We start from the raw sequence: 26,473 nt of genomic DNA, 5'->3' as shown, positions 1-26,473 counted from the left end.
TATATTATATATTGTATAAAATATATTAAAATCGATTAGTTATGAACCAAAATTGTGCTAAAAACCAATCAAGTGATCACTTTTTAATCAGACCTTAATACTGCTTTAACATTTTTTTAAATGAATTCCAAATATTTTTTCGTACTATAAAGTCACGATCGAATAATGTTATTCAATACTAATAACGTAAATTTTTATCAATATATTGTATATTTTTAAAACTTATAATTATATAGTTGGCACTTGAATTGCTAGAAGGCAATGCAGCAATATCGCTAAGTACAACAAAAAAGGATGTTTTAAAATATGAAAATGAACAACGCTGTTCGTTCTTTGGGATCGCCAACGATTGGCAAATCGTTACTTAAATTAAGCGCGCTTAGTTTGAGTATGATGTGTCTATCGCTAGCTCACGCTGCGGAAGCAGAAGAAACAAATCAACCAACAAAAGTCGCAAAAGTGACTGTAACGGGGTCATCAATTAAAGGGGTTGCAGCTCAAAGTGCATCACCAATCACCATTATCAAAGGTGAAGATTTAGCGAAACAAGGGGTCACCACTGTTGAAGAAGCACTGACCAAGGTCAGTTCAAACCAAGCAGGTTTCTCAACGTCTCAAAACGTTGGAGCGAGTAGCACTGAAGGTTCTTCTGCTAACCTACGTGCACTTGGTACAGATAAAACTTTGGTTTTAATCAATGGTCGTCGTTTGGCTTATAGCCCATTCAGTACATCAACCACCAACCTCAATGTCATTCCAATGGCAATGGTAGAGCGTATTGAAATTTTACGTGATGGTGCATCTGCTGTTTATGGTGCCGATGCGATTGCAGGGGTAATTAACTTTATCACCAAGAAATCATTTGAAGGCTTAAACATCAGTGTTGGTGCAACTCAACCTGCAGAGTCTGGTGGTGATAGACAAGATATTTCGATTTTTGGTGGTTATGGTGATTTAGACGAACAAGGTTTTAACGTCTATGGTGTCGTCGATTATCGTAAAACCAACAATATCATGGCGAAAGACCGTAAAATCAGTCGCCGCGGTGGTGTAATTCCTGAGCTTGGTCTAGATGCAAGTTCTGCAAATGGCTTCCCTGCAAACTTTTTAGACCCTAAAGGTGGTCCATTAGATGCTGATGGTAATCCAGAAGGTGTTCTTGCCAACCCATATGGCAGCACCAACTGTAATAATACGCCAAATGTAAGCTCTGATGGTGAGTTGTGTTACTTAAATACTCAAGCATTGATTGGCATTACCCCAGAGAATGAAACCGTTTCTGCTTTAGGTCGTGGTACATTCAAACTTTCAGATACATTCAATCTTGTTGGAGAATACATTTTCTCTCGCAATAAAGTGAATACATCAATTGCTCCAGACGTTTATAGTCGTTCGGTAACACTTCCTTCAAGCAGCCAATATTATCCAGGTAATGGTATTACACCAGGCGTTGCTGGACTTAGTGGTCAACCAATTCAGTTGTATTTACGCTCTCAAGCGGGTAACCGTATGGGCGAGACAACAACCGATTCACATCGTGTATTTGCTGGCGTTGAAGGTGAAGCATACGGTTGGGATATGAATGGTGGTGTAACTTATGCTAAAAGTAAAGCAACAGACAGTTTTGCTGGTGGTTATCTAAATCGCTCAAAACTACAAAGTGCGCTTAATGATGGTTCAATCAATCCTTTCGGTGCTTCAGCAGATTCAAGTCTTTGGAAATCTTTTGAAGTTAAAGGCGATACCAATGAAGCTACTTTAGAATCTACAACTGCTGATTTCACAGTATCTCGTCCTATTTACACGCTTCCAGCGGGTGAAGTTGGTTTCGCACTTGGTGGAAGTTTCACTAAGCAAGAATGGAAATCAAAAACTAATTCAGAAATTGTCAGCCAAGTTCCAAGTAGTGGTATCGATCCAAGTAAGCCATTGAGTAAAGGTGATCGTGATATCTCAGCTATATTTACTGAGTTCCATATTCCAATTTTAGCGAATTTAGAAGCACAACTTGCTGCACGTTATGATGACTACAGTGACTTTGGTGACACATTCAATCCGAAAATTGCGTTCCGTTGGGAACCTATGAAAGAGTTAATGTTCCGTACTTCGTACAGTACTGGTTTCCGTGCACCAAGCTTATATGATCTTAACTCACCACAGATTGAGACTTATACAGGTTCTAAATATAACGATCCTCTGCTCTGCCCAGGTGGTACACCAACTTCGCCACAATACCAAACTGAATGTAATGTTCAATTTAAACGTATGCAAGGCGGAAACCCTGACTTAAAAGCTGAAGAATCAACCTCATATACAGCAGGTTTTGTACTTGAGCCAATCAAAAACTTAGTCTTCACTGCTGACTATTACAATATCGAAGTTGAAAACTTAATTGACACCATTACCGATTCAATCATTTTTGGCGATCCAGTTAAGTATGCTAGTTCTTTTGTGCGTGATGCAGATGGTCGTCTCAAATATGTAAGTACTACTTTAGTAAATATGGGTGGTATCAAAACTGAAGGTGTAGATTTAAGCTTAAATTATCTTACCCCAACAACCGCAACTGGTCGCTTCGGCTTTGGCATTGATGGTACTTACATCATGAAATATGACAAACAAGAAGAAAAAGGTGGTGAGTGGATCAGTCATGCAGGCTCTTATTATAACCAACAGGTTTATACACGTTGGAGACATGTTGCCAATGTGAATTGGAGCTATGAAAACTGGAAAATGATTTTCGAACAACAATTTAGCCGTGGTTATAAAGACTCAAATTCTATTGGTGAAGCTCAATACGATAATCATCGCGTAAGTGATTACACGCTTTATAACATTGCAACAACCTATAGTGGATTCAAGAACTTAGAACTTACTGGCGGTATCAAGAATCTATTTGATGAAGATCCACCAACGTCTAACGTAACTGATAATTTCCAATATGGTTATGACTCAAGTTATGCAGATCCTACTGGCCGTGCATACTATGTAAGAGCAACTTACAAGTTCTAAAAATGGCAGTTTCGCAAACATCGTCTCAGTCTCTTAGACCGCAGATGATGTTTGCGAGATTTAATACTTCACTTTAGCCAAACAACAGAATTGAAATAACAATTTTTTTATAGTCACACTTTTACTATTGATTGTTTGTCTCTCATTTCAGGAGTAACAATGGGCACGAATTTTTCAGATTTAGAAAATAACTCTGCCAAACGCCTGATTGGTATTGGAGTAGTAATATTACTGCATCTAATCGTTCTCTATGGATTAATCACAGGTTTAGCTAAAAATGGTGAAAAACCAGTAGAACAACCTGTTGAATTACTCATTATTCAGGACAAAAAACCAGATCCACCGAAACCCAAACCAATTGAAAAACCGCCTGAGCCACCAAAGCTTGTCGATAAAGTATTGCAAACACCTGATCCAAAACCTGTGGTAAAACCGACGGAAAAAGTTCAGGCAACACCGACTCCTACTCAGAATCCAACGCCATCTCCGAGTCCAAATCCATCTCCGAGTCCAAATCCATCACCAACACCTAAATCTGATCCTGCACCAGCACCCAAACCAACGGGTGAAACTCGTGGTGTAGCTGGCGGTGAAGCTGGATGTAAAAAACCTGACTACCCTCGTGATGCTTTACAAAATGAGGAACAAGGTGAAGTACTGATCTCAGTTTATGTCGGTACGGACGGTAAAGTTAAAGAAGCTAAAGTTAAAAAATCAAGTGGTGCTAAATCTCTCGATAAAGCGGCATCAAAAGCATTTAGCTTATGTACTTTTAAACCAGCAATGAAAAATGGTGAACCTCAAGAATCTTGGTATGACATTCCTTATGAATTTGTACTGAATTAATGAATTGCATAAAAAATTTTGGAGATTATGAATGAATAAAATGATGAAACCTGCTCAACTATTTGCTTCAGCAACACTTTTAGCTGCAAGTACATTACTCCCAATTCATTCAGCTTTTGCTGAAGAATCAGCAGCACCAGCAGCGACTGCACCAGCAGCAGCAAATAGTGAAATACATACGCCACCACCAAAACCTGCGGCAGCACCTACCCATAACCCTTATGGTTTAGAAGCATTGTGGCGTGAAGGCGACATCGTTGCAAAATCTACCCTCTTCATTCTAGTATTAATGTCGATTGGTACTTGGTACATCATGGTGACCAAGTTTATCCAACAAGCAAAAATTAAGCGCCAAGGTAAAGAAGCTGAAGCAAAATTTTGGGAAGCAGCGTCAATTGACAATGCTGCTGAAACGCTCGCTGAAGAAAGTGCATATCGCTTTATTGCTGAAAAAGGCATCAACTCAACGAAGAAGCATGGTGGAAACTTACTTGAACGTATTGACTTCAATACTTGGGTAACAATTTCTATTCAACGTGCGATTGATAAAATCCAAAGTCATTTAAGCGGTGGTTTAGCATTCTTAGCAACAGTCGGTTCAACTGCACCATTCGTTGGATTGTTTGGTACCGTTTGGGGTATTTATCATGCATTAACTGCCATTGGTATCTCAGGTCAAGCGTCTATCGATAAAGTAGCTGGCCCTGTAGGTGAAGCCTTGATTATGACAGCAATTGGTCTTGCGGTAGCTGTTCCAGCAGTACTCGGTTACAACTGGTTAACGCGTCGTAACAAAGCTGTATTAGATAATGTTCGTACTTTTGGTTCTGATTTACATACTGTTTTATTAAGCGGTGAAATCAAAAACGATAGCACTAAAAATAACGAAATTAAATAAGTGAGGCATCAGCCATGGGAATGATGATCAATTCAGATGGTGACGAAGATGATGTAATTGCAGCCATTAATACCACACCATTGGTTGATATTATGTTGGTACTGCTCATTATCTTTTTAATTACAGTGCCTGTTGCGATCCATACAGTTCCAGTCAAGTTACCTGAGGAAAAGAACGTTCCTTATGTAACCAAGCCGATCAATATTCAAATTGCTGTGAATAAGGCTGGAGATATTTTTTGGAATGAAAAATATATCGCAGATAAAAGTACATTGGTTAGTCGCCTACAGGTTGAAGCGCAAAAACGCCCACAACCTGAAGTTCATATTCGTGGCGATCAAGTCACTAAATATGAAGCGATTGACGAAGTCATTAGTGCAACTCAACAGGCGGGTATTGGCAAAATTGCATTTGTCACGACACCTGTTGCCGCACCATAATCGGATAGAAGGAACAACTTATGGGTATGAATGTAGGTTCCAATAAAGACGATGATGATGTGATGTTAGACGTCAATATGACTCCACTTATTGACGTGATGTTGGTCTTGTTGATCATGTTTATTATCACGATACCAATTCCGAATAACTCAATTAATATTGATTTACCTAACGGAGCACCACCACCGCCAACCAATGAGAAACCACCTGAACCCATTACTTTACGTATTGATGCTCAAGGTAAACTCTTTTGGAATGGCCAACCTGTTGAAAACAAACAAGCTTTAGAAGTTCTATTTGCAGGTGTTGCACAGAAATCTGATCAAGATCAAATTAAAGTGCAGCCTGACAAAATGTCTGAATATAAAGATGTTGCAATGGTCATGGCCGCTGCACAACGCTTAAATGTGAAAAAGATTGGTATTTCAGCCAATGGTAATTGATAAGCAATGAGTAAAAGAAAGCGCTAATAATTCAGTTTATTAGCGCTTTTTTTGATTCACGTTTTACTCATATCAACAGATTTACTTTATCTATATCTAGATTGAAAACATGATCCTTCATCGCAAAGATTACGACTTTTAAACTGAATATATACAGAACAAAACCTAGCAAAACTTGCAATTAAAAGTAACTATTTTTATAGTGATTATTTATTGATCAAAAAAATAACAAGATGAATAGAAGATATTTTATATTGATACCACTGTTCTTTATTTGGCTATGTGCTTGTGGCTATATTGCCTATCAAGGTCAATTTCCTACGCAAGAACAAATCGATAATGCTCAAATTTTATCTTTACAAATACACAATAACTATCCAACTTCTGAAATTCTACAAGCGTGTTTTATCTATGCCATTTGGATCATGAGTTATGCTTTTCTATTTTGCTCAAGATATGCAGTTAAACACCCTTTTATTAGTTATGCCTTTTGCTCCATCTTACCTATCCTTTTACCTTTACTTAGTTTCGTTTGGGCAAATGATGTTCCATCATACATTGCAGCACTCATTATCGTGATTTGGACGACCAGTTTAATTCATTTCTTATTGCTGCCGATTCTTCTACCAATCTATCGTAAATACATCTACCCACAACAAATCAACCAATAGAAAAACTGATCAATAAAACGAGAAGCTCTTATTCTATTGATGTCGAAAAAAATTATTCCCAACTTCTGATCTATTACAAAACTGGAATATCAATCCACAAAGCTTCTGGAAAATGTTTTGCTAAATAAGCTTTTAAGTATTCAGCAGTATCTTGGGAAATTAATGCATCTTGCGATTCATCATTTAAGTTATAGGCCAAAGCATACAATGCTAAACCACGGCTTTTTAAAGCTTCCAAACTTAGAATGGTATGGTTAATACTTCCCAATCTGCCTGAACTGACAAGAATCACAGGGAATTGTTTTTCTACAAGATAATCAATGGTTAACACATCAGTTGTCAGTGGAACCATTAAGCCACCAGCGCCTTCTAGCAAAACAACTTGATATTTTTCAGCAAGTTGTTGAGTCGCATTTTCAATTTTCTGAAAATCAATTTCACGACCATCGATTTTAGTCGCCAAATGCGGCGAAGCTGGATAAGTAAAAATTTCAGGCATGGTCAGTTTAGCTTCATCTTCAGGAAACCAGCCCATACCCATGATTTGACGATGCTGTTCAATATCTTCTGAAATATCAATATTACCCGTTTGTATTAATTTTTGAGTAATGGTTTTTTTGCCTTGCTCATTCCACAACTTGGCTAAATAACCCGTCGTGTACGTCTTACCAATTCCAGTATCTATCCCACTAATAAAATAAATGGATGCAGTCATGGCAGTCTCCGAGCGATACAATAAATTGGATGATAAGTCAGTGAGTAAAATTTTTCTCCAGACTCATTTTGATGCATAATTTTTTGATAATTCAGATAAAAGTCTTGTAGTGTCTGTTTTGTCCAACGAAAATTTGAAGCTGTTGCTGTGACACCCGTAGCTTTTAAATGCTGTAAAACTTGTTTGGGATACTGAAAGTTCAAATGCTCTACTTGCTCTGACAAATATAAGACTTCAAAACCACTATTCCGTAATTTTTCTTGAATATTTTCAATAGATAAATAAGCCAAACCTTGTCCAGTTAAAGCTTTAATTTCTTGCAAATTTTTCTGCCCAAATGTCGAAAAGCACAAATATCCATCGCGATTCAAACTTGCATGCGATTTTTGAAAGACCATATCGAGATCATGCATCCATTGCAATGCCGAGCTAGAAACAATCAAATCCAAATGCTGTGGAAATTCAAGCTGTTCAATATCACCAATTAACCATTCTAATTTTTGATCCGTTTGAAAATGTTGCTGCACTTGCACATATAAATCATTCAGAATTAAATGCTGAATCTGCAAGTTTTGCATCAAAGGATAAGTTAAGTTTCCCGAACCACAACCTATTTCAAATACGGACTTAGCATGTGTTTTTGGATAAAATTTTCGAATTAAATCAAACAACTGTTGTGCAATCTGCTTTTGTACCACAGCATGTTGATTATAGCTTTGCCCTGCCTGTGCAAAACGCAAAGCCACTTGTGATTTATCAATATTCATTGCGCCATACTACCTTCACAATGAAGTCACGAGCTGATCGATATCAGTTTGTAAAATTTGCGTTGTTAAGGAAATACGCAATCGTGAACTATGCTGAGGTACAGTTGGAGGGCGTACGGGCATGATATAAAAACCTGCTTTTTGCAAAGCCTTAGCTTTTTCAACAGTTTTCGCTGAATCACCAATAATCACAGGTACAATATGTGAACTTGAAGGGCAATCAAAACCTTTGGCTTGAACAGCGTGTTGTAGGTTTTGACTAATTTGCTGTAAATACTGACGTTGTGAATTTAGCACTTGTACTTTTTGAAAAATAAAATTTGTCCAAGCCATACAAATGGGTGGTTGGGCCGTACTAAAAATCAAGGGCCGCATTGAATTGATCAAATAATCTCGAATAATGGCATGGCAAATCAAATAACCACCCACCGATGCCATTGCTTTACCTAAGGCACCAACTAAAAAATCAATATCATCAATCACTGCATACTGTTCAGCACAGCCTAGGCCTTGTACACCACGTACGCCAATTGCATGTGCTTCATCAACATATAACATGACTTTAGAAAATTGTTTTTTTATCTGAACCAATTCAGCAAGATCAGTTTCATCACCATCCATACTAAAAATAGATTCAGTCACCACAATAATTCGCTCAAAAGCGTCATCATCATGATATTGCTGCAAAAGTTGTGTGAGATGTGCTAAATCATTATGACGATAACGCATATATTTAGCTTTCGATAAACGAATCCCATCAATCATACTGGCATGAATCAGTTTATCTGCAAGAATCAGTGTCTTACTGTCTGCCAATGCAGGTAAAATACCAATATTCATGTGATAGCCACTATTAAAAAGCAGTGCTGCTCGTCCATGAAAGGCTTGGCTTAAACTGGTTTCCAATTGTTCATATTCAGGAAAATTTCCCGTCAGTAGCCTAGATGACGACGAACTCATCCAACGTTGTTCATTTGGTGTTTCATCAAAAAACTGTTCACGTAGCTGAACATCAGCTGCCAAACCTAAATAATCGTTAGAAGCTAAATTCAACATTTGATGCTGATCAATTGTGATATAGCGTTGCTGTTGAATATTGGCAGTAAATTGACGCAAATTGCCTTGCTGTTTCAAGTTATCTAATTGCTGTGAAAAATGCTCAAGATGTGAGTTTATAACACTCATGCAATGTGCTCCTGCATGCCTTTCACAACGTTAACCAATTGTTCTAACAATATTTTTAATTGCTGTTCGGAAATCACATAGGGTGGCATAACGTAGACTAATTTTCCAAATGGACGGATCCAAATTCCTCTTTTGACAAATTCTTGTTGTAAGGTTTTCATATCCACATTAAAGCTTAATTCCACCACACCAATTGCACCCAATACACGTACATCCTGTACATATTCAAGTGTTTGTAATGGTGTTAAAACCTGTCTAAGGTGCTGTTCAATACGTAGAATATTACTTTGCCAATCCTGTGAAGTCAGCAATTGAATACTTCTTACCGCTACAGCACATGCCAATGGATTTGCCATAAAAGTTGGCCCATGCATAAACACGCCCGCTTCCCCTCGACTGATGGTTTCTGCGACATGCTTTGTGGTTAAAGTTGCAGAAAGTGTCATATAGCCTCCTGTCAAACCCTTACCTATACACATAATGTCAGGTTCAACTTGTGCATGTTCCCATGCAAACAGTTTGCCAGTTCGACCAAAACCTGTCGCAATTTCATCAAAAATCAGCAGAATATTGTATTTTTCACAAAGTAATTTGGCTTGATGTAAATACTCAGGGTGGTAAAAGCGCATTCCTCCTGCACCCTGTACAATCGGTTCAAGAATTAAAGCTGCAATAGTTGCATGATGTTCTGTTAATGTTTTTTCTAATTCGAGAATGTCACTTTGATCCCATTGATCATAAAAGCCGACTTGCGGCGCAGGAACAAAAATTCGATTGGGTAAACTTGAACCAAAAATCTGATGCATTCCTGTGACAGGATCACATACCGACATCGCATTCCAAGTATCACCGTGATAACCCGAACGTGGTGTAACGAAATTAGTTTTTTGAATATTTCCCTGAGAAGACCAGTATTGCACAGCCATTTTCAAAGCAACTTCAACAGCGACTGAACCTGAATCTGCATAGAAAATTTTATCTAAACTGGGTGGGGTAATTTCAAGTAATAATTTTCCAAGTTGAATTGCTGGGTCATGAGTAAACCCACCAAACATGATATGTGACATATTTTGTAATTGGTTTATTACAGCTTGATTCAGTTCAGGATGATTATAACCATGAATCGCACACCACCATGACGCCATACCATCTATGAGTTGGCGACCATCTTCAAGCTCAATCGTTGCGCCATACGCCTTTTTGACTTTAAACGTAGGCAGCGGATTCGTCATAGAAGTATAAGGATGCCAAAGATGCTCAAGATCAAACTGTTGATCATTTAATTCAGTCATTAAATCAGCCATCCCTCACTCCGTGTACATTTCACAGCAAAAACAATTTAATCATCTTAAACCTGTGCAGATTAAAAAGAAATTGCGATATCCACCACTCGTCTACAGATTTAATTCATTTTTTGTAAATATTGGCAGATTTTGTCAGTTGTTTCTTCAGTTTTAAATACAGGAAAGCCATGTGAGCCACTGATTAATTCTGCATTTAAAAACTTTGCATCTAATTTCTGCAGATTTTCTAATACTTTGTAGCTAACTAAAAAATCTTGTTTGGCAAATAGATGATATTGCCGACCTGTAGAATTTTTTAAGATATGAACAAGATTTAAATTTTCTAAAAGCTTTAAACCTTCTTGAAGCAACTCAATTTTCTGCGGCTGAATCAAACTTTGCAAAGTTAGAAAATCGGCTCTTGTTGTCTCTACGCCTTGGCAAACCATATAACCAAATTTTTTTAATGTCGTAATGGCATCATTTTCAAAGGATTGTTTAAAGTTTTGGAATGTCGATTGCTCCATTGCTGTTTGCCATTCAGAATTGGCAACAAAACAAGGATTTGATGCCAATGTAATCAAAATTTTCTTCTCTGAATATTTTCTTTCTATCTGATCGACGAGTAAAGTTGCAAGTTGTCCACCCAATGACCAACCAATGATGACATCAAAATTTTTCGCTTTTTCAATATATTGATCTAATACTTTTTCATCCAAAGCATTAAACATATTAATAAGTTCAACATTATAGCTTCTCTGTTGTAAAGCTTGTTGAAGTGAATTGAGCAGTTTCGTCCCACCGCCCCAGCCTGTAATGAGTAAAATACGTTGATTCAATTTAAACTCTAAACGATGATTGAATATTTAAAATAGTATAAGACTTAGCTCTTTTCTATATCTAGGTTATTTTCCAAGTTCGAATTATTTTCTAGATTCAATTCATTTTCTAGAACAACGTTATTTTCTAAATCGAGCAATAACTTTGCTGGAATGACTTTTGCCCAATTACTTTTAAACTGCTTATGCACTTGGTCGATTGGAAGACGACTCTTTTTCGCAACAGCTTGTGCTTTCTCAATATTTTCAGCTCGCATGTAAGCCAATAAATAATTTTGTCCTTCCAACTCTAGAAAAAACCACGACTCAACCAAAACGCCTTCTGCTTTTAAGGTTTCAATTGCTTCATCTTTACGTGCATTGAGTTCTGCTTGCCATGCATCGACATGGGTTAAAGCATTCGGTTTAAGCTGTATTAAAACTGCGCCAACATCCATTATTTACTCTTGATCATTATTCTTAGATGAATATCCTCATTAATAACATGACCAGTAACAAAATCATCTATTTGTTTGGAATAAATGCCAACATTTCTCAGCAACATAAATGCCTAAAATTTGCTAAGATCGGGATAGAATTCATTCAGGAAAGTATGCAATATGAAATCATTAAAATTCGTCAGTATTGGCTTACTTTCTATTTCTGCCTTATTCATAACTAGTGCATTCAGTCATGCTGAAAATTCAATCTTTTCTAAATTTGATTCAGATCAAAAACAATGGGTTGGAAAACCTGCACCAAAATTTAAATTACAAGATCAAAATTCAAAATGGCATGAATTGAGCCAATATAAAGGTAAATGGGTTGTTCTATATTTTTATCCTAAAGATGATTCACCTGGTTGCACTCAAGAAGCCAATCAATTCAAATCCTTATACCCAGAATTTATTAAAAATAATGCGGTAGTCCTAGGTGTAAGTTTAGATGATATTAAATCACATCAAAAATTCTCAGAAAAACTTGGGCTGAATTTCCCTATACTGGCTGATACTAATCATCAACTTGCGAGTCAGTTTGGTATTGTTCGAAACTTAGGGATTGCAAAAATTGCCAAGCGAGAAACCTTCCTCATTGATCCGCAAGCCAATATTGTCTACCACTACAGTAGTGTGAATACACAAACACATGCAGCACAAGTTTTGGCAGACGTACAAAAGTTTGCGAAGAAATAGTCATGGCAATGTAGTCATAAAATAGCGAAATATATGAATAAATCATACATATAATCCAAGAGTTACTGACGACTCGCTTACAGTTACAACTTTAACTTCGAAATATCTTCTATCAATATTTATCTGACAATTTTGGTAGATAATGCCACTCTATTCTTGAATATGGCATGGATAATGTATACATCTGTATATTAATAATGCATTAGAAGCGAGATATTTTGCATGTCCAGTTCAAGTGATGGTTTACAATTTCCAATCGACCCTGCAACCCAAAAATCTAGCTCCTCTAATGTAGGAAAAGAAATCGTAGCAGAAGCACTCTCTACTGTAGATAATCAAACTGCTAAACAGGTTTTGAATGAAAAAAATTGGCGAAAAAACTACCCTATATATTTTAAAGCCTTAGTTGAAAATGGTATCACATCGATAAACCATCCAATCACCATAGCCAAACAAGGTCTACATAAAGCACAACATAGTTTTGATTTTTTTAGGCATGGGCAACGTTACACTTTAAAAGATGTCATGAACGTACCCATCACTGAAAAAATTCACACTATAACTTTTAAAGGTCATGCTCAAACACAGCCAGAATGGTTTGTCCCTTATCATGGTCAAAATTTAAAAGGTAAAGCCTTACTGAATCAAATTCAAATTTGGGAAGATACAGGAATTATTGAGACCAGCCATGCCCAAGCATTACGGGAAGCTACTGCGCATCCTGAATGGTTTGATTTATCTGATCGTACCATGGTGTTATTTGGTGCCGCTTCAGAAGCAGGCCCGCTCACTTGGCTATCGCGTTGGAAAGCCAAAATTATTGCTGTTGATTTACCCAATGAGCGTGTTTGGGAGAAAATTCTCAAAATCATTGAACATGGTAATGCAACATTGTATGCACCGAGTTTTAAAGAAATTGAAAATATTCAAAGTATCCAAGAATTAAAAACCAAGTTAGGTGCCAATCTACTCACCCAAATCCCTGAAATTACGCAGTGGTTGTGTGACAATCCACACAAACTAGATTTAGCCTCTATTGCTTATTTGGATGGCGAAAAGCATGTTCGTGTTTCCATGGCAATGGACAGTATTATGAGTCATGTCAGTGAACAAAAACCTGATTCATCGCTGATGTATATGTGCACACCGACTGATGTATATGCCGTTCCTAAAGAAGTGATCCAAGGTTCTACAGAAAATAATCAACAACGCTCAAAGCTTGAAACGCTTTTGAGCAAAAGCATTGCAACAGTTTCAATGAAGCAATTCTTTAAAAATAACGATCCACAGTTGATCACTTCAGATAATGGACAATCTTATGGTATTGCAGACTGTTTAGTCCTCGAACAAGGGCCGAATTACGCATTGGCAAAACGTATCCAACAATGGCGAGCAACGTTAGCGCGCCACCAAGGTCAACACGTCAGCATCAATATTGCGCCTTCAACGACAACCCATTCCGTCACTAAAAATCCATTGTTAAAAGCCGCATTTAATGGCGCAAGTTTGTTTAATGTTGAAGCTTTTCATCCAGAAACAACCAATGCCATCATGGCTGCATTATGGATTCATGATTTAAGAAATCCAAACTCGATTGCAAACCCTAAAACCACGATGCAACATCCATTAGAATTGATGATGGAAGGTGCAAATCATGGTGGTTTATGGCGTGTTGCCTATCTCGCTCGGACAGCTTTACCCTTTGCTGCAATCTATGGTTTTGCCGCTGATAAATTCCCCATCAAAAAGTCATTGATAAAATTTAAAAATAAACTTTGAGATTGTTTTTTTCGAGAATATATAAAATTTAAGCCAATAAAAAACGCTGCAATTGCAGCGTTTTTTGGTTTTTAATTCAGTTGAAAATTAAAATACTTTCAATAACAACCAGTACAACGTACCCGATAAGCAGATTGTTGCAGGTAGTGTAAAAATCCATGCTGAAAGAATCGTACGTACTGTCGCAAAATTCAGTCCAGTCTTATTTGCAACCATTGTTCCTGCTACAGCACTGTTTAATACATGCGTTGTAGAAACTGGCATACCAAAACCGTCAGCAGCAGCGATTGTAGACATCGCAACCAGTTCAGCAGACATCCCTTGACCATAAGTCATGTGATGTTTACCAATACGCTCACCCACAGTAACCACAATACGCTTCCAACCTACCATTGTTCCTAAACCCAGTGCAAGTGCTACAGCAACTTTGACCCAGTTGGGAATGTATTGAAGGAATGAATCAAGATTTTTACGATACTCTTTGACCGTTTTCGCTTGCGATTCACTCATTTTTGGTAATTGATCTGCTTTTTCTAAACGTTTAAAAGCAGTGGTACTTAAGTACATATCATTACGTAATGAAGAAATTTCAGTCTCAGAAATATCTTTTAGATTATCAAACTGACCAACACGTTCACCCAAATGATCAGTCAAACTTGCCAAAGCAGGTACAACGTCCTGTGTCATTTCTTTAGTTTGAATATATTTCGTAATGGTTGTACGTGCTTGCTCATCTGAAATATTTGAATGCTGAGCATAGATTGCTGTCGCAGTTTGATCAGATAATTGAGAGAAAGATTGCAAATGATGCTGATCTAAATTTTTATTTAAAGAATAAGCCAATGGAACCAAGCCGATCAGAATTAACATGATCAAACCCATCCCCTTTTGCCCATCATTTGAACCATGCGCAAAACTTACACCTGTACAGGTAAAAATCAGAATTGCACGAATCAATGGTGGCGGTGGTTTATTGCCTTCTGGTGGTTGGAACAATTCTAATTGTTTTCTAAATATTTTTTTCACAATCAAGAATACAATTGCTGCAAAAGCAAAACCGATTAAAGGTGAGAATAATAAAGCCTTACCCACTTTAGTCACTTGATCCATGTCTACACCGCTTGCACCACTCGATGAAAACAAAATGTAGTTCATGATACCTACACCTAAAATCGAACCGATCAAGGTGTGAGAACTTGAAGCAGGAATTCCAAGGAACCATGTTCCCAAATTCCAAAGGATAGCGGCGATCAGCATGGCAAAAACCATGGCAAAACCTGCACCGCTTCCGACATTCATAATCAATTCAACAGGAAGCAAGGCAATAATGCCGTATGCGACAGCACCACTTGCAACCATCACCCCAAGAAAATTACAAAAACCAGCCCACATCACAGCAACAGGTGCAGGTAATGCATTGGTATAAATCACCGTGGCTACGGCATTGGCTGTATCATGGAAACCATTAACAAACTCAAAGCCTAAAGCGATAAATAAGGCTGTCGCTAAAAGAATAACTGAATATAGGCTTAAAGGTGGAACATGTGCCAAATCTGCACTTAATTGCACACCGATGTAGATCAATGTTGCAACGATAATCGTCAAAAACACCGGCATAAAAAATTTCGGTGTAGGTACATGTACATTCGTCGACTTTACAGTGTTTGAATGTTCTGAATCTGAGACGGGAGGTAAATTCGAATTCATGCAGACGGTTAAGAGGATAATAAAATCCCCTTATTGTTCAATTTAATTGTGACAATTATATGACAAACAGCTGTAATAAAAAGCGAGTTTCACAATTATTTCACTTCTATCAATGATGAATAAAGTCAGAAATTAAAACCATTTAATATTTAAATTCATAAACTTAAATCAAAAATTAAAACTAAAAATCGCTAAATCTCGGCATTTCTAGACCCAATAATATTTGTAATATTTCAGACAAATATTACAAATAAGTCTCTACTTTCTTATACTTTGCCTTATTTTTATGACAAATTGATGAAAAAACACGCATTGTTTTTGTTTCAGCTATATAAAAATGTTCAATTTAACAAATCAAACATTCCCATGAATAAAACAGCATTGAAATCGCCTTTTACAGTAATCATATAGACAATCTGTTAATATATTGCACGTTTTAAAAAACTGTCTGAGAGTTTTAAATGTCGACACTTGCCACCTTAAAAGAGCTTCTTGCCCAACGCATCCTGATCATTGATGGTGCTATGGGAACCATGATTCAACGCCATAAATTAGAAGAAGCGGATTATCGTGGTGAGCGTTTTGCTGACTGGGCATCTGACTTAAAAGGCAACAATGACCTTTTGGTGCTCACACAACCTCAGATTATCCAAGGGATTCACGAAGCTTATCTTGATGCTGGTGCAGACATCATTGAAACCAACAGTTTCAATGGTACACGTGTTTCTATGTCTGATTATCACATGGAAGATTTAGTCCATGAAATCAACTTTGAAGCTGCACGACTTGCCAAAGCAGCGTGTGAAAAATATTCAACACCTGAAAAACCACGTTTCGTGGCAGGTGTACTTGGTCCAACTTCACGTACCTGTTCGATCTCTCCAAATGTCAATGATCCTGCATTTCGTAACATTACTTTTGATGAGCTTAAAGAAAATTATATCGAAGCAACACATGCTTTGATTGAAGGTGGTGCAGACATCCTCCTGATTGAAACCGTGTTCGATACGCTAAACTGTAAGGCTGCAATCTTTGCGGTAAAAGAAGTCTTTAAACAGCTTGGTCGTGAATTACCACTGATGATTTCGGGAACAATTACCGACGCTTCTGGTCGTACGCTCACAGGGCAAACTGCAGAAGCATTTTGGAACTCTGTTCGTCATGGTGATTTACTGTCGATTGGTTTTAACTGTGCTTTAGGCGCAGATGCAATGCGCCCGCATGTAAAAACAGTTTCTGATGTTGCGGATACTTTTGTTTCAGCGCATCCAAATGCAGGCTTACCCAATGCCTTTGGTGGATACGATGAAACACCTGAAGAAACTGCTGCATTCTTAAAAGAATTTGCTGAAAGTGGTTTAATTAATATTACAGGCGGTTGTTGTGGTACAACACCTGATCATATTCGTGCGATTTATAATGCAGTCAAAGACATTAAACCTCGTCAAGTTCCTGAAACAAAACCAGCATGTCGTTTAAGTGGTTTAGAGCCTTTTAACATTTCGGATGATTCACTTTTTGTAAATGTCGGTGAGCGCACCAACGTGACAGGTTCTAAAAAGTTCCTCCGTTTAATCCGTGAAGAAAACTTTACTGAAGCTTTAGACGTTGCGCTACAACAAGTCGTTGCAGGCGCACAGGTCATCGACATCAACATGGATGAAGGCATGCTCGATTCACAAGGTGCAATGGTGCACTTTTTGAATCTGGTTGCCTCTGAACCTGAAATTTCTAAAGTACCGATCATGATTGACTCATCGAAATGGGAAATTATTGAAGCAGGTCTGAAATGCGTACAAGGTAAACCGATTGTCAACTCGATTTCCTTAAAAGAAGGTTATGACGAGTTTGTCGAGAAGGCACGTTTATGCCGTCAGTACGGTGCTGCGGTTATCGTCATGGCATTTGATGAAATGGGGCAGGCTGATACCGCTGCACGTAAGCGTGAAATCTGTAAACGCTCTTATGATGTGTTAGTGAATGATGTCGGCTACCCTGCTGAAGATATTATTTTCGATCCAAACGTGTTTGCAGTTGCGACAGGTATTGAAGAACACAATAACTATGCTGTTGACTTTATTGAAGCTACAGGTTGGATCAAGCAAAACTTACCACATGCCATGATTTCAGGCGGTGTGTCTAACGTATCCTTCTCATTCCGTGGCAATGAACCTGTTCGTGAAGCCATTCACTCAGTTTTCCTCTACTATGCCATCAAACAAGGCATGACGATGGGAATCGTTAACGCTGGTCAAATGGCGATTTATGACGATATTCCTAAAGCACTAAAAGACGCCGTTGAAGATGTTGTTCTTAACTTAAATCAGGGTGAAAGCGGTCAAGAAGCCACTGAAAAACTCCTTGAAGTTGCAGAACAATACCGTGGTCAAAGTGCTGCACAAAAACAAGTTGAAAACCTTGAATGGCGTAATGACACGGTTGAAAAGCGTCTTGAATATGCTTTAGTCAAAGGAATTACAGCATTTATTGATGAAGATACTGAAGAAGCTCGCCTAAAATCTAAACGTCCATTGGATGTGATTGAAGGTCCTCTCATGGATGGTATGAACGTGGTCGGTGACTTATTCGGCTCAGGTAAAATGTTCTTACCACAGGTGGTAAAATCTGCCCGCGTAATGAAGCAAGCTGTGGCTTGGTTAAATCCGTACATTGAAGCGGAAAAAGGCAATGCGCAATCTAAAGGTAAAGTGCTGATGGCAACGGTTAAGGGCGACGTGCACGATATTGGCAAAAATATCGTGGGTGTCGTTCTTGGCTGTAATGGTTATGACATTGTTGACCTTGGCGTGATGGTACCTGCTGAAAAAATCTTACAAACTGCGATCGATGAAAAAGTCGATATCATTGGCTTGTCAGGTTTGATCACACCGTCTTTGGATGAAATGGTGTTTGTTGCAAAAGAAATGCAACGTAAAGGCTTCAATATTCCGTTATTGATCGGTGGTGCAACGACGTCTAAAGCACATACTGCGGTAAAAATTGATCCGCAATATTCAAATGATGCGGTGATTTATGTAGCTGATGCTTCTCGTGCCGTGGGTGTTGCAACGACTTTGCTTTCACCTGAAATGAAACCTAAGTTTGTCGCTGAACATCGTGCTGAATATGAAAAGGTACGTGAACGTATTGCCAATAAGCAACCTAAAGCAGCCAAACTGTCTTATGCGGAATCGATTGAAAATGGTTTGAAAATTGATTTTGCAACCAATAAACCTGCGAAGCCGAATTTCATTGGTATGCAAACACTTACCAATTATCCACTAGAAACTTTGGTGGAATATTTTGACTGGACACCATTCTTTATTTCTTGGAGTTTAGCGGGTAAGTTCCCGAAAATTTTACAAGATGAAGTGGTCGGTGAAGCTGCAACTGATTTGTATAACCAAGCTCAAGCAATGTTAAAAGACATTATTGAAAATAAACGCTTCGATGCTCGTGCTGTGTTTGGTATTTACCCTGCCAACCGTTCAGCGGCAGACTCCGTTGAAGTCTTTAATGAAGATGGTCAATCTGTAACACATACGTTCCATCATATTCGCCAACAGTCTGACAAAGTCACAGGTAAACCAAATTTATCATTGGCTGATTTTGTTGCGACTAAAGATCAAGCTGAAGACTACTTGGGTGGTTTCACGGTTTCAATCTTTGGTGCGGAGGAAATGGCGCATGAGTTTAAAGCCAAAGGCGATGATTATTCTGCAATCCTTGCACAATCTTTGGGTGATCGTTTTGCCGAAGCGTTTGCTGAACATTTGCATGAGCGTGTTCGTAAAGAGTTCTGGGGTTATCAGGCAGATGAACAACTCTCTAATGAAGAGTTGATTAAAGAGAAGTATGTCGGTATTCGTCCTGCACCGGGTTACCCTGCTTGTCCTGAGCATTCTGAAAAGGCGTCTTTGTTTGATTGGTTAGGTACGACTGATAAGATTGGTACGCAATTGACCAGCAGTTTTGCAATGTGGCCACCTTCAAGTGTTAGTGGTTTTTATTATGCAAATCCACAGTCTGAATATTTTAACGTGGGTAAAATCTCTGGTGACCAGCTAGACGATTATGCTCAACGTAAAAATTGGACGTTGGATGAAGCGAAGCGTTGGTTAGCACCGAATTTGGATGATTCGGTTTCTTGAGTTTTTCTTTTTTTAATCTCCCCTAACCCCTCTTTTCCAAAGAGGGGAACTTTCGCGTATCTATTTAATTACGTGACAGCTCCTCCCTTTTTAAAGGGAGGTTGGGAGGGATTAAATTAACCTTTTAATAAAAAATTAAATGCATTATTATCAAGTAAATAATTTTATTATTATGAGGTAAAATAATGTCTATTCCAAAGATTAAAAAATTAATCATTAAAAACTTTGGTTGTATTGGATCAAATTCCATTGAATTAGAAATTGATAAAATTGTAATTTTAGTTGGAGCAAATAATGCTGGTAAGAGTACAATTTTAAGAGCCTTTGAGGTTGTTACAGACAATTTACAATTAGAAGAGTCTGACTTTCATAATAATCAAGTTTCTCCAGATTGTTTACCTGAAATCGAAGTACACTCAATTACGACAAATGATACAAAACCTGGTAATGAATGGTGTTTACCATTAGATGATGGAACTTTTCTAGTTAAAGAAAAATGGACATGGACGGGTACAAAGAAAGACCCCATACGAGTTGGATTCAATATACATGAACAAAGATTTGCTATACAAACTGATGCTGAAAAAATGCCTTGGGGAGTCAATAGTGTAGCAAAAGCTAGAAGACCCAAACCACACCGAGTTAGTACTTTTGATGAACCTGAAATTCAAGCAAGAGCTATTAAATCTCTACTAAAAAATTTATTAGATGAGGCAATTAAAACGCATAAAAGCTCAGATGAAGATGATAAAACAATCTATGAGACCATTATTGAGTCATTAGATATCCTAAGAAAAACTACAAAAAGTCAACAAACACAAAATATTGAAGAACTTGAAACCTCTGCAAATGAAATAATTGGAAAAATATTTCCAAATCATGAACTTAAAATCTCTTCACCTGAAATAAATACTCCAATAGAAATAACTTTACTTGGTGATGAATTTGATGTTCATATGGGGACGATAAATGGAGAAAAATTCCCTTTGGAAAAACAAGGAAGTGGTAGTCGACGAACCGCCTTATGGACCATTTTAAAACTTCTAGCTGATAAAGGCATCAAAGCTAAAAATACAACTACAAAAAATGCAAAATCTCAGCATGAAAATTTAGGCTCCAATACCTCTCACATCTTACTTCTTGATGAACCTGAAGTAAGTTTACATCCTTTGGCTATCGCTAACGCCCGCGATGTTTTATATTCATTACCAGAAAATAATAATTGGCAAATAATGATTGCCACACATTCACCGAATTTTATTGATTTAAGTAAAGATCACACAACTGTTATTAGGGTAGAAAAAAGTCTTAATAATGACATTGAAGCTTCAACACTTTATAGACCTGAAAATGTACAGCTAGATGCTGACGATAAAGAAAATTTAAAATTAATGAATTTATTCGACTCACATATTTCACAAGCATTTTTTGGTGGAAAAATTCTCATTGTAGAGGGTGACACTGAATACTCGGCATTTAATTATATCCGTGAAAAAGAATCATTAATCAATGAACACTACCATGATTTAAATATAATTAGAGCAAGAGGAAAAGTTACTGTTGCATCAATGATGAAAGTATTAAATCACTTTAAAAACAAATATTACGTACTTCACGACACTGATACACAACAATGTCTAAGTAAAAAAATAAATAAAGACTTAAGTTCAGAGAAACATAAAGTTTATGACACAATTACTATCACAAATCCTGCATGGACTAACAACAATAAAATAAAAGCTCAAATGACAAATAAATCACGCGTAATAGCATCACTCATAAACTTTGAATCAGCATATTTTGCAGAAACAGTAGAATCAGATAAACCTGAAAACTGTATAAATAATATTAAAGAATGTGAAATTAAATACGCTACGATTAAACAACTTTTGGATGGAATTTTAGAAATTAACAATACGACTTTACCAAATGGTGCTATTTGCTGGAATGAATTAGCAGATCTTGAAAATTCAATCCCAACAATAACCTTAAAATAATCCCTCCTAACCTCCCTTTTAAAAAGGGAGGAACTATGTTTCGCAAGAGGGAGATTCTAATTTGATAAGTTCCAATCCTTGCTCAACAACACAATAAATCTGCTCCACCACCCCATCAATCTCATTCAAAATCTGCAAATTATCAAATCTCAACACCATCAAACCAAGCCCAGCCAAAGCCCCATCCCTGACTCGATCAGCATCTAAACCATCATCTGTATAATGCTGACCACCATCACACTCAATCACTAAATTTGCAGATGGACAATAAAAATCAACGATATAATTTAAGATTGGTTTTTGACGATAAAACTGTAATCCATGAATTTGTTTACGGCGTAACCTTCTCCAAAGCAGCAACTCCGCATCCGTCATATTATTTCTGAGATCACGTGAGGGTTGTTTTAAGTTTTTATTGTAGGGTTTCATTTTTATTCTTCTGTTTAATCCCTCCTAACCTCCCTTTAAAAAAGGGAGGAATACCATGAATCCGCTACCATTATAAAATTCACGGAAAATCCCTCTTTAAGAAAGAAGGTTGGAAGGAATTTACACCATCACTTTCTAAAATTAGACAACAAATTATTGGTAATCGACTTATTGTTTTCAACAATTCTAGTCTTTTTAGCCTTTGCTGATTGATCTTCAACACGTTCAATTTTCATTGCTCTTAACTTACCATCGTTTTCAACAACAATAAATTTAACTCTTTCATTTCGCTTTGGCTCACCATCTGCAAGCGGAAAATCAGAAATATGAAAGAAAATATCTTGTTCAAGCCCACCAATAAACCCGAAGCCTCGATCGGCATCGTATTGTTTAATTTTCCCTTGCTGAAATTCAGACTTCATAGATATTCCCCATAGTGGTACACAATGCCCCTATTATAGCCTGATCTTGATCAATAGAGAAAACACCAAAAATTGCTTTGCTCTGACAGAATAGCGACCAGAAAAAAGCCCACTTTTCAGTAGGCTTTCCATTTAAATCAAAATTTAGTGTGCATGTCCTGCACCCACACTTCCTTTCGGTTTAGGACACAACCAAATAATCAATCCTGCGAAAATAAAGATCATCGCAAAAATCAAAAACACATGATTGACTGAAAGAGTTAAAGCTTCTTTATCGACTAAATTGGAAATCGTACCTAAAGCCATTTCAGGGCTGAAACCATTATTGACCAAGTTACGTTGCGTTTCTTCAACATGCATAGTGGAAACAATCTCACTACGTGCCAACTTCGCATGATCATCCCAAATGGTTACGGCAATAGATGCACCAATTGCTCCCGCCATAGTTCGCATAAAGTTCATCAAACCCGCAGCTGAAGCCACTTCATCTGGACGAACAACACCCAAAGCAATATTTGACAATGGAATAAAGAACAGTGGAACTGCAAACCCTTGAATAATCTGCGGTAGAGCCAATGCCATAAAGTCAGCATCTGTAGTCCAAAAAGAACGCATCAATGTGACGCCGCCCAAGATCATCAAACCAAAGCTCGCCAATGCTCTAGGATCGTATTTGGTCGCCATTTTTGCCACAATGGGTGACATTAACAAACTACCAAAACCCATCGTTGCTGTCAGATAGCCTGCCCATGAAGCGGTATAGCCCAAGTTGATTTGTACCCATTGCGGAATCAAAACAATACTGCCAAAGAAAGCTGCAAAAGCAAATGCTAAGGACAGCGTTGCAATGGTGAAACCACGGTAGCGGAAGATTTGAATATTGACGATTGGATGCTTTTCATAATATTCCCAGATAAAAAAGGCAATAAAACCAATCACGAGAATCACAGCAAGTATGCAAATAAAGGTGTTATTAAACCAATCTCGTTCATGCCCTAGATCGAGCATCAACTGAAGCGCACCAATCCACACAATTAAAAGTGTTAATCCTATCGTATCAATAGGAAGCTTGGCAGTTGGTGTCTCAGCGACTTTCATTAATCGCATTACGCCCAATGCACAAATCACACCAACAGGAATGTTAATGAAGAAAATCCAGTGCCAAGAGAAATTATCACTGATCGTCCCACCTAAAATCGGCCCTAAAATTGGGCCAACAACAGTGGTCATTGCCCACATCCCCATGGCTTGAGAGTGCTTTTCAGGCGGAAAAATACGCATGAGCAAAGTTTGGCTGAGTGGCATGATTGGCCCACCAAATAGACCTTGTCCAATACGACAAAGCACTAGCATAGCCAAGCTATTGGATAAACCACACAAGACTGAAAATGTAGTAAAACCAATCAAACTAATAATAAAAATACGTACCGCACCAAAACGCCCTGCTAGCCAACCTGTTAACGGTACACAAATCGCTTCTGCCACAGCGTAGGATGTGATCACCCATGTTCCCTGCGAGCTTGAAACTGCCAAGCTTCCCGTAATATGAGGAACGGAGACATTGGCAATGGTCATATCTAAAACGACCATGAAGTTTGCCAATGCGAGGAAAAAAGCGGCCAGTAATAACTTACCGCCTTTTAGCTCACCTTGAAAAGTTGTGCTATTCATAAGCCATTACTTCGCTGATGAGGTATCGACCTCAGCTTCCATAGATAAACCCACACGTAATGGATGCTCAGCTAATTCTTTAGGATCTAGTTTGATTCGTACCGGTAAACGTTGAACGACTTTAATCCAATTCCCTGTTGCGTTTTGTGCAGGAATCAGTGCAAATGCTGAACCAGTACCACCAGAGAAACCAATCACCGTGCCATGATATTCAACATCTTTACCGTATAAATCTGAAGTCAATGTGGCTTTTTGGCCGACTTTGACATTTTTTAATTGGCTTTCTTTAAAGTTTGCATCGACATACAAAGCATTGATTGGAACAATTTTCATCAAACTTGAACCTGTTGCAATACGTTGCCCCACTTGAATGCTACGACGTGCAATCACACCATCTAAAGGTGCTTTTATTTCAGTACGTTGCAAGTCCAATAAAGCTTGATCTAATCGAGCTTGAGCAACCAACACATCGGGGGTAGAAGACTGCGACGAACCTTTTATCAATGCTTCATTGGCATCTAAGTTACTTTGTGCCGCTTTACGCTTAGATTCAGCTTGCGCAAGCGCTGCTTGTGCAACATCTACGCTTGCCTTTGCATTATTTAAAGCGCTTTGTGATTTGGTGAATTCTTCTTTAGAAATTGCACCTGAAGCATTCAATTGCTGACGGCGAGCAAACTCTTGTTGAGCTTGTTGATAAGCAATACCAGCTTGCGCCACTTGCGCTTTCACGCTGTTAATGTCATCGGCACTCACTAAAATTTGTGAAGACAATGAACTACTGTTTGCAGAACTTTGTGTATATTGACGCTTCGCTTTGGTTAATTCAGCTTCGGCTTGAGCAACTGCAATTTTTGCATCACGATGATCAATAATAACCAATACATCGCCTTTTTTAACTTGCTGAGTATCGCTCACTAATACTTTTTCAACTTGCCCACTGACCATAGAAGTGATTTCGGCAGTTTCTGCACCGACATAGGCATTGTCTGTATCTACAGAATTTCCAAAAACCAAAGCCCAAATTGCATATAAAATCGCTGCTACGATAATGATCGCTGCAAATATTTTTAGCATTTTCTTACGTTTTTGCTGTGCCTCTAAATCTGTTTGAGATTCATTTGCCTCATCAAGAGATGCATTCGTCGTTTGCGCTTCCGTCATCGCATATTCCTAGCGTTTGTTGGCTCTATCACTATCTTTAGCCGAGTTTAAGTACCTAAGCTGAAACTCAACTTAACAACTTAAATGGGGCGAATATTGGATAATGAGTTGAATCCATATTTTTAAAATTTGTGGCGGTCAATTTTACAGACAAAAATCATCATGTGAGAATAAAAATATTACTCATCAGTTTAGTTAGAAAATTTCCTGTAATACTATTGATTTTAATCTTCTTTTTCATAAAAAATAAGCCATCAAAATGCTCATTTTGATGGCTTATATTGACATAATTCATACAATCTGTACTAACTAGTACACTTTGATAATTTAATAGGCATAAGATGCGATTGCAGTTGCAATAGCTTGACCTTCATCATTCACCATAGTCATACGCATGGTACAACCTTTACGCCCCATTCTTAAAGTTTCAGCTTTAGCAATGAAGTGCTTACCACGGCCAGGTGCCAAATAGTCAACCCGCATATCAACCGTTGCTAAACGAGATACTTTCTTTAAAGTATCTGGCAGTTGATCTGGTTCTGCTCGTTTATAAAGCTCCCCCATTGCCACAATTCCACCAATACTATCCAATAAGGTTGCAGCAACACCGCCATGTAAAATCTGAAAGGCAACATTTCCAATCAAGAATGATTGCATTTCGATATAACCTTCAATTTCATTATTCACGACACGCATTTGCATGGTGTTGTGCGAGAAATAAGGTGAACCATTAAATGCTGTGGTGAGCTGGTTGAGAACAACATTTAAATCTGCTTTCGCACCTAAATGTAAGTTACCAGTCCATTTTTTTTGTGATTCGCTTGGTGCAGAATCAGTTTTAGAAGAATCACTCATAATAATTTCGGAACCAATAATGAGAAA

22 protein-coding genes are annotated in these 26,473 nt (G+C 37.8%); 10 read left to right on the top strand and 12 right to left on the bottom strand.

Features of this window, described 5'->3' with window-relative positions; all coding sequences use genetic code 11:
- The first annotated feature begins 306 nt into the window (after positions 1-306).
- The 6 genes from CDA10_RS14375 (at position 307) to CDA10_RS14350 (ending at position 6,310) form a co-directional block, all read left to right on the top strand.
- Positions 307-3,012, top strand: a complete 2,706-nt coding sequence (locus CDA10_RS14375; protein WP_089606264.1) for a TonB-dependent receptor — start codon at positions 307-309, stop codon at positions 3,010-3,012.
- A gap of 159 nt (positions 3,013-3,171) precedes the next feature.
- Positions 3,172-3,858 (top strand): energy transducer TonB, encoded by a 687-nt coding sequence (locus CDA10_RS14370; RefSeq protein WP_089606263.1) that lies wholly within the window; start codon positions 3,172-3,174, stop codon positions 3,856-3,858.
- Between the two features lie 31 nt (positions 3,859-3,889).
- Positions 3,890-4,756: a MotA/TolQ/ExbB proton channel family protein gene (locus CDA10_RS14365; RefSeq protein ID WP_089606262.1), complete on the top strand. Its 867-nt coding sequence runs from the start codon at positions 3,890-3,892 to the stop codon at positions 4,754-4,756.
- Positions 4,757-4,770: 14 nt separating this feature from the next.
- On the top strand, positions 4,771-5,196 hold the full coding sequence (locus CDA10_RS14360; protein WP_089606261.1) for an ExbD/TolR family protein: 426 nt from the start codon (positions 4,771-4,773) through the stop codon (positions 5,194-5,196).
- A 20-nt stretch (positions 5,197-5,216) separates the two neighbouring features.
- Entirely contained in the window at positions 5,217-5,639 is a 423-nt protein-coding gene (locus tag CDA10_RS14355) for an ExbD/TolR family protein (protein WP_089606260.1), read from the top strand.
- Positions 5,640-5,872: 233 nt separating this feature from the next.
- Positions 5,873-6,310 carry a hypothetical protein gene (locus tag CDA10_RS14350; protein WP_157909362.1) on the top strand — a complete coding sequence of 146 codons (438 nt, stop codon included), beginning with the start codon at positions 5,873-5,875 and terminating at the stop codon, positions 6,308-6,310.
- 73 nt (positions 6,311-6,383) lie between these two features.
- On the opposite strand, the gene bioD is transcribed toward CDA10_RS14350, so the two are convergent.
- The 6 genes from bioD to CDA10_RS14320 form a co-directional block, all read right to left on the bottom strand.
- Entirely contained in the window at positions 6,384-7,025 is a 642-nt protein-coding gene (bioD, locus tag CDA10_RS14345; protein ID WP_089606258.1) for a dethiobiotin synthase, read from the bottom strand.
- The gene (gene bioC, locus CDA10_RS14340; RefSeq protein WP_089606257.1) at positions 7,022-7,792 is read right to left on the bottom strand and encodes a malonyl-ACP O-methyltransferase BioC; all 771 of its coding nucleotides are present in this window, start codon (positions 7,790-7,792) and stop codon (positions 7,022-7,024) included. Before bioC ends, bioD begins: the two co-directional genes overlap by 4 nt.
- Before the next feature lie 15 nt (positions 7,793-7,807).
- Positions 7,808-8,977, bottom strand: a complete 1,170-nt coding sequence (locus tag CDA10_RS14335) for an 8-amino-7-oxononanoate synthase (RefSeq protein ID WP_089606256.1) — start codon at positions 8,975-8,977, stop codon at positions 7,808-7,810.
- Complete coding sequence (gene bioA / locus CDA10_RS14330) at positions 8,974-10,269, bottom strand: adenosylmethionine--8-amino-7-oxononanoate transaminase (RefSeq protein WP_167374970.1); 1,296 nt, start codon at positions 10,267-10,269, stop codon at positions 8,974-8,976. The genes CDA10_RS14335 and bioA overlap by 4 nt, the downstream gene beginning before the upstream one ends.
- Before the next feature lie 110 nt (positions 10,270-10,379).
- Entirely contained in the window at positions 10,380-11,099 is a 720-nt protein-coding gene (locus tag CDA10_RS14325) for a lipase family protein (protein ID WP_089606254.1), read from the bottom strand.
- Positions 11,100-11,143: 44 nt separating this feature from the next.
- Entirely contained in the window at positions 11,144-11,536 is a 393-nt protein-coding gene (locus tag CDA10_RS14320) for a DUF6176 family protein (RefSeq protein ID WP_228704643.1), read from the bottom strand.
- 162 nt (positions 11,537-11,698) lie between these two features.
- Here CDA10_RS14320 and CDA10_RS14315 point away from each other — a divergent pair, with 162 nt between their 5' ends.
- Positions 11,699-12,271: a peroxiredoxin gene (locus tag CDA10_RS14315; RefSeq protein WP_089606253.1), complete on the top strand. Its 573-nt coding sequence runs from the start codon at positions 11,699-11,701 to the stop codon at positions 12,269-12,271.
- 222 nt (positions 12,272-12,493) lie between these two features.
- Positions 12,494-14,050 (top strand): hypothetical protein, encoded by a 1,557-nt coding sequence (locus CDA10_RS14310; RefSeq protein ID WP_089606252.1) that lies wholly within the window; start codon positions 12,494-12,496, stop codon positions 14,048-14,050.
- Between the two features lie 87 nt (positions 14,051-14,137).
- On the opposite strand, the gene CDA10_RS14305 is transcribed toward CDA10_RS14310, so the two are convergent.
- Positions 14,138-15,757, bottom strand: coding sequence for an inorganic phosphate transporter (locus tag CDA10_RS14305; protein WP_089606251.1), 1,620 nt, complete (start codon positions 15,755-15,757; stop codon positions 14,138-14,140).
- Positions 15,758-16,218: 461 nt separating this feature from the next.
- Here CDA10_RS14305 and metH point away from each other — a divergent pair, with 461 nt between their 5' ends.
- Positions 16,219-19,908 (top strand): methionine synthase, encoded by a 3,690-nt coding sequence (metH, locus tag CDA10_RS14300; RefSeq protein ID WP_089606250.1) that lies wholly within the window; start codon positions 16,219-16,221, stop codon positions 19,906-19,908.
- 185 nt (positions 19,909-20,093) lie between these two features.
- The gene (locus CDA10_RS14295; protein ID WP_089606249.1) at positions 20,094-21,905 is read left to right on the top strand and encodes an ATP-dependent nuclease; all 1,812 of its coding nucleotides are present in this window, start codon (positions 20,094-20,096) and stop codon (positions 21,903-21,905) included.
- 33 nt (positions 21,906-21,938) lie between these two features.
- Here the strand turns inward: CDA10_RS14295 and CDA10_RS14290 are convergent, their stop codons facing one another.
- From CDA10_RS14290 to CDA10_RS14270, 5 genes are all read right to left on the bottom strand, one after another.
- Positions 21,939-22,334: an endonuclease domain-containing protein gene (locus CDA10_RS14290; protein WP_089606248.1), complete on the bottom strand. Its 396-nt coding sequence runs from the start codon at positions 22,332-22,334 to the stop codon at positions 21,939-21,941.
- Between the two features lie 128 nt (positions 22,335-22,462).
- Entirely contained in the window at positions 22,463-22,756 is a 294-nt protein-coding gene (locus CDA10_RS14285) for a cold-shock protein (protein WP_089606247.1), read from the bottom strand.
- A 144-nt stretch (positions 22,757-22,900) separates the two neighbouring features.
- Positions 22,901-24,427: a DHA2 family efflux MFS transporter permease subunit gene (locus tag CDA10_RS14280; protein ID WP_089606246.1), complete on the bottom strand. Its 1,527-nt coding sequence runs from the start codon at positions 24,425-24,427 to the stop codon at positions 22,901-22,903.
- Positions 24,428-24,433: 6 nt separating this feature from the next.
- The gene (locus CDA10_RS14275) at positions 24,434-25,591 is read right to left on the bottom strand and encodes an HlyD family secretion protein (protein WP_089606245.1); all 1,158 of its coding nucleotides are present in this window, start codon (positions 25,589-25,591) and stop codon (positions 24,434-24,436) included.
- Positions 25,592-25,918: 327 nt separating this feature from the next.
- Positions 25,919-26,446 carry a thioesterase family protein gene (locus CDA10_RS14270; protein WP_089606282.1) on the bottom strand — a complete coding sequence of 176 codons (528 nt, stop codon included), beginning with the start codon at positions 26,444-26,446 and terminating at the stop codon, positions 25,919-25,921.
- Positions 26,447-26,473 lie beyond the last annotated feature (27 nt).

The sequence above is a fragment of the Acinetobacter piscicola genome, assembly GCF_002233755.1.
Lineage (GTDB): Bacteria > Pseudomonadota > Gammaproteobacteria > Pseudomonadales > Moraxellaceae > Acinetobacter > Acinetobacter piscicola.
This window is presented reverse-complemented; position numbering and strand designations above follow the sequence as displayed.

What these genes read in the sequence shown, in the direction of transcription:
- CDA10_RS14375 (WP_089606264.1), top strand. Translation starts at nt 307, where the DNA reads ATGAAAATGAACAACGCTGTTCGTTCTTTGGGATCGCCAACGATTGGC.
- CDA10_RS14370 (WP_089606263.1), top strand. Translation starts at nt 3,172, where the DNA reads ATGGGCACGAATTTTTCAGATTTAGAAAATAACTCTGCCAAACGCCTG.
- CDA10_RS14365 (WP_089606262.1), top strand. Translation starts at nt 3,890, where the DNA reads ATGAATAAAATGATGAAACCTGCTCAACTATTTGCTTCAGCAACACTT.
- CDA10_RS14360 (WP_089606261.1), top strand. Translation starts at nt 4,771, where the DNA reads ATGGGAATGATGATCAATTCAGATGGTGACGAAGATGATGTAATTGCA.
- CDA10_RS14355 (WP_089606260.1), top strand. Translation starts at nt 5,217, where the DNA reads ATGGGTATGAATGTAGGTTCCAATAAAGACGATGATGATGTGATGTTA.
- CDA10_RS14350 (WP_157909362.1), top strand. Translation starts at nt 5,873, where the DNA reads ATGAATAGAAGATATTTTATATTGATACCACTGTTCTTTATTTGGCTA.
- bioD (WP_089606258.1), bottom strand. Translation starts at nt 7,025, where the DNA reads ATGACTGCATCCATTTATTTTATTAGTGGGATAGATACTGGAATTGGT.
- bioC (WP_089606257.1), bottom strand. Translation starts at nt 7,792, where the DNA reads ATGAATATTGATAAATCACAAGTGGCTTTGCGTTTTGCACAGGCAGGG.
- CDA10_RS14335 (WP_089606256.1), bottom strand. Translation starts at nt 8,977, where the DNA reads ATGAGTGTTATAAACTCACATCTTGAGCATTTTTCACAGCAATTAGAT.
- bioA (WP_167374970.1), bottom strand. Translation starts at nt 10,269, where the DNA reads ATGACTGAATTAAATGATCAACAGTTTGATCTTGAGCATCTTTGGCAT.
- CDA10_RS14320 (WP_228704643.1), bottom strand. Translation starts at nt 11,536, where the DNA reads ATGGATGTTGGCGCAGTTTTAATACAGCTTAAACCGAATGCTTTAACC.
- CDA10_RS14315 (WP_089606253.1), top strand. Translation starts at nt 11,699, where the DNA reads ATGAAATCATTAAAATTCGTCAGTATTGGCTTACTTTCTATTTCTGCC.
- CDA10_RS14310 (WP_089606252.1), top strand. Translation starts at nt 12,494, where the DNA reads ATGTCCAGTTCAAGTGATGGTTTACAATTTCCAATCGACCCTGCAACC.
- CDA10_RS14305 (WP_089606251.1), bottom strand. Translation starts at nt 15,757, where the DNA reads ATGAATTCGAATTTACCTCCCGTCTCAGATTCAGAACATTCAAACACT.
- metH (WP_089606250.1), top strand. Translation starts at nt 16,219, where the DNA reads ATGTCGACACTTGCCACCTTAAAAGAGCTTCTTGCCCAACGCATCCTG.
- CDA10_RS14295 (WP_089606249.1), top strand. Translation starts at nt 20,094, where the DNA reads ATGTCTATTCCAAAGATTAAAAAATTAATCATTAAAAACTTTGGTTGT.
- CDA10_RS14290 (WP_089606248.1), bottom strand. Translation starts at nt 22,334, where the DNA reads ATGAAACCCTACAATAAAAACTTAAAACAACCCTCACGTGATCTCAGA.
- CDA10_RS14285 (WP_089606247.1), bottom strand. Translation starts at nt 22,756, where the DNA reads ATGAAGTCTGAATTTCAGCAAGGGAAAATTAAACAATACGATGCCGAT.
- CDA10_RS14280 (WP_089606246.1), bottom strand. Translation starts at nt 24,427, where the DNA reads ATGAATAGCACAACTTTTCAAGGTGAGCTAAAAGGCGGTAAGTTATTA.
- CDA10_RS14275 (WP_089606245.1), bottom strand. Translation starts at nt 25,591, where the DNA reads ATGACGGAAGCGCAAACGACGAATGCATCTCTTGATGAGGCAAATGAA.
- CDA10_RS14270 (WP_089606282.1), bottom strand. Translation starts at nt 26,446, where the DNA reads ATGAGTGATTCTTCTAAAACTGATTCTGCACCAAGCGAATCACAAAAA.